The 3,818-nt window shown below is 54.8% G+C and carries 3 protein-coding genes and 1 pseudogene; 3 read left to right on the top strand and 1 reads right to left on the bottom strand.

Annotated features, from left to right (window positions below):
- Positions 1-27: 27 nt before the first annotated feature.
- From L692_RS0112660 to L692_RS0112650, 3 genes and pseudogenes are all read left to right on the top strand, one after another.
- Positions 28-321: pseudogene (locus L692_RS0112660) on the top strand (NADH-dependent alcohol dehydrogenase); the annotation flags it as partial.
- A 188-nt stretch (positions 322-509) separates the two neighbouring features.
- Positions 510-1,025, top strand: a complete 516-nt coding sequence (locus L692_RS0112655; RefSeq protein ID WP_025700366.1) for a hypothetical protein — start codon at positions 510-512, stop codon at positions 1,023-1,025.
- Positions 1,026-1,055: 30 nt separating this feature from the next.
- Positions 1,056-2,582, top strand: a complete 1,527-nt coding sequence (locus L692_RS0112650) for a flotillin family protein (protein WP_025700365.1) — start codon at positions 1,056-1,058, stop codon at positions 2,580-2,582.
- 86 nt (positions 2,583-2,668) lie between these two features.
- Here the strand turns inward: L692_RS0112650 and L692_RS0112645 are convergent, their stop codons facing one another.
- Positions 2,669-3,499, bottom strand: a complete 831-nt coding sequence (locus tag L692_RS0112645; protein WP_025700364.1) for a helix-turn-helix domain-containing protein — start codon at positions 3,497-3,499, stop codon at positions 2,669-2,671.
- Positions 3,500-3,818: the final 319 nt, after the last annotated feature.

Raw genomic sequence — 3,818 nt, 5'->3', positions numbered from 1 at the left:
GGTTCGGTGAAAATTCAAGCTTAAGAGCCAAATATGAAGTACAACCTGGACGCAGGCCCCGAGCGGTTCCGCCAGCTTGCGGTAAATGTGTTCGGCATAGATCCTGCCGGCAAAAGCGACCGTGAGGCCGGCCTGGAAGGCATCGCAGCGCTGCGGCGCTTCTGGGACTCTATCGGCGCTCCGAGCCGCCTGGCGGATTATGATATTGACGAGAGCCATATCGAAGCGATGGCCGACAAGGCGATCCGTTTCGGTCCGTTCGGGAACTTCCGCAAGCTTCAGCGGGAAGATGCGGTCGAGATTTACAAGATGGCCTTGTAGCGGACAGAAGATGAACATGATTTGGAAATCAATACATTTAAGGGCAGCGGCGAAGCCGCGCCCTTTTTTGAAATATCAGAAGGTATAAGCTAGGCGCTTATCCTTGACTTGATATCCAGATTATTGAAACCAAATGGCCTCCTATCACGTTTAATCTGGTAAGGATAGCCTGGGCGGGAGGAGAAGATATGCACACACTGTACCTGAGCTGCCTGGCGCTGGGCATTCTGTTTGCCATCGTCAGCTTGCTGGCAGGTGATTTGATCGGGCATGCGCTTGGGGGGATGCTGGATTTTCTGTCCTTCGATGCGCTGAGCCCCACGGTTTTGGCCGGAGGAATAACCGTTTTTGGCGGCGCGGGGATTCTGCTGACCCGGTACAGCGGGCTTGCGGACAGGGCCGTTCTTGTCCTGTCTCTGCTGATATCCGTCTTTACGAGCGTGCTGGTGTATATGGGCTTTGTGAAGCCGATGGACAAAAGCGAAATGTCGACCGGTTTCTCCATGAGCGAGCTTCCCGGCAAGATCGGGGAAATCACCGTTCCCGTTCCCGCGCAGGGCTTCGGCGAGGTGATGGTGAAATTCGGCGCCGCGAATACCCTGCATACGGCCGCAAGCTTTGACCGCCGCCCGCTGACTGCCGGAGCGAAAGTAGTTATCGTGGAAGTCCGCGAAGGCGTCGCGCTCGTATCCGAACTAGATTAACGAAAGAGGAGAGGATTTGCATTGTTGGGTTTGCCTGATTTTCTATTGATTCCTGTGGTAGTCATTGCTGTCTTGATTGTTCTTGGCCTGGCCTTCTGGGCGCGTTACAAAACGGTCGGTCCGGACGAGGCGATGATCGTGACCGGCTCCTTTCTGGGCAGCAGTCATATTTCCGACGACGGCTCCGGCAGGAAGATCAAAATTGTGCGCGGCGGAGGGGCGTTTATATTGCCGGTATTCCAGAAAGCCGAATTTATGTCGCTGCTGTCCCATAAGCTTGATGTAACGACTCCGGAGGTCTATACGGAGCAAGGAGTTCCCGTCATCGCAGACGGCGTGGCCATCATCAAAGTGGGAAGCTCGGTCGAGGATGTCGCAACGGCGGCCGAGCAGTTTATGGGCAAGCCGATTGAATCGCTGAAGGCGGAGGCGCAGGAGGTGCTGGAAGGCCATCTGCGCGCGATTCTTGGAACGATGACGGTGGAGGAAGTGTACCGGAACCGCGACCGGTTCGCCCAGGAGGTGCAGGGCGTGGCGGCGCGCGATTTGAAGAAGATGGGACTCCAGATCGTATCGTTCACAATCAAGGACGTGCGGGATAAGCACGGCTATCTGGAAGCGCTCGGCAAGCCGCGCATCGCGGCCGTCAAGCGGGATGCGGAGGTTGCCGAGGCGGAAGCGCTGCGCGACGCAAGGATTCAGAAGGCCAGTGCCGAGGAGCAGGGGCAGAAGGCGGAGCTGCTGCGCGATACGAATATCGCGGAGGCCTCCCGCGACAATCAGCTCAAGATCGCCGCCTTCAAGCGGGATCAGGATACGGCCAAGGCGGACGCCGACCAGGCTTATCATATTCAGGAGGCCCGCGCCAAGCAGACGGCCGTGGAGGAGCAGATGAAGGTCGAGCTTGTCCGCAAGATGCGGGAAATTGATCTGCAGGAGAAGGAAATCCAGATTCGCGAGAAGCAGTACGAGGCGGAAGTGAAGAAGAAAGCCGAAGCGGACCGCTATGCGGTGGAGCAGGCGGCGGAAGCCGAGAAGGCGCGGAAGATGCGGGAGGCGGATGCGCAGCAGTACAGCATCGAGACGCAGGCCAAGGCGACCGCGGAACAGAAGCGGCTTGAAGGCCAGGCCATCGCGGACGCCGAGCGCGCCAAAGGTACGGCGGACGCCGAGGTTATCCGTCTGCGCGGTCTGGCCGAGGCGGAAGCGAAGGAGAAGCTGGCGGAAGCGTTCCAGAAATTCGGCGAGGCAGCTGTACTCGACATTATCGTTAAGATGCTGCCTGAGCTGGCCGGTCGCATTGCGCAGCCGCTGTCGTCCATCGATAAGCTGACGGTCGTCGATACCGGAAATGGCGAAGGCGCGGCCCGTGTCAGCAATTATGTGACCGAGCTGATGGCGACGGCGCCGGAAATGCTGAAGAGTGTCTCGGGCATTGATGTGGAGGGATTGATCAAGGGGCTGACGAAGACCGGCGGGCAATCCTCCGGAAGTGCGCCGGTGGCTGTTTCGGCGCAGGCCGCCGCTCCCGCCGAGGTGAAGCCCCAGGAGAATTAAGCTGTTATTAATATCAGGGCTGTTCCGGCAAGATCCAATACGGATCTTGCGGAACAGCTTTTTTTCTGAGGGCAACTCCTTCAGATTCAGATCAGCGGCTGCTCCGAGGATTGCTGCATATATTTCTTGGGCGTAACGGCGCTGAATTCCTTGAATTCCTTAATAAAATGATTCTGGTCGAAATATCCGAGTTCCAGAATGCGGCTGAAAGCCGTCCCTTTATCCGGTTCTTCCAAAGCGTTCAGTACATGCTGAAACCGGATAATGCGGCTGAACAGCTTGGGAGATACTCCGACATACCGCTCGAAGGTTTTGTGCATATATCTTGTGGAATATCCGGTTTCCGCAGACAGCTCGCCGATTTGCAGCGTTCCCCGGCTGGCAAAGATTTTATCCGTTAAATACTGGACCAGATTCGGCACTTCCAGTTGTTCGCGGTAATATTGGCGGCAGAAGCTTTCAAAAGCGTGAATCCGTTCCTTGAAGGTGGGACGGGATGCGATCATTTCAAGCAACTCGGCTGCGTGAGGCAGCACGTTCTGAACGGGAATTTCATTTTCGGTGAACTCGCTGACCGGGAATTTGAGAAATTGCTCTGCGTAGCCCGGAAGAAACCGGATGGTGAAATAATCACAGTCGGATCTGACGAATATCCCTTGACGTCTTCGGACGATGCTTCCGCATATATTTCCGGACGGATTGTCTGGATAGCAGCAGATGACGATATCGATGCAGCCGTCTGGCAGGACGAATATCCGGTCGCTGTTCAAGGCATCGAGATGATATCCATAATACTGAATGCCTCCGCTCAATAAGGAAGGGACCGGATCAATATATTCCATGTAAGTGGACAGCGACTTCTCGAAGGAAGGCTGGTGCGGCCGGTACTTCAAATTGTAACGTTTGGTCAAGCTCATGGATCATTCACCACTTTCAAAATTAATCCGATTTTTTCAATATGATAAATTTAATTAAATCGCTTTGTTTATTTGTTGTCAATCCTCTATTTTTCGGCAATAACGGCCGGTTGGTTCTGATTTTTACTATAATTTTGCCAACCGCCCGATTACAATCGATTAAAACATATGAGTTTACTTGGTATTGGAGGGGGAGATTTATATGAGCAAGGTCCAGAGTACGGCATCCGAATTTACGCGCGAGATCGGCAGCAGCGGCAATTTCGTCCGTCAGGCCAACCGGTTTGTCACACCCTTCGGCGCTGGTCCGGACAAGCTT

It is taken from the genome of Paenibacillus forsythiae T98, assembly GCF_000520735.1.
GTDB lineage: Bacteria > Bacillota > Bacilli > Paenibacillales > Paenibacillaceae > Paenibacillus_AQ > Paenibacillus_AQ forsythiae.
The sequence above is the reverse complement of the archived record's forward strand: the minus strand, read 5'-3'. Positions and strand labels throughout refer to the sequence as shown.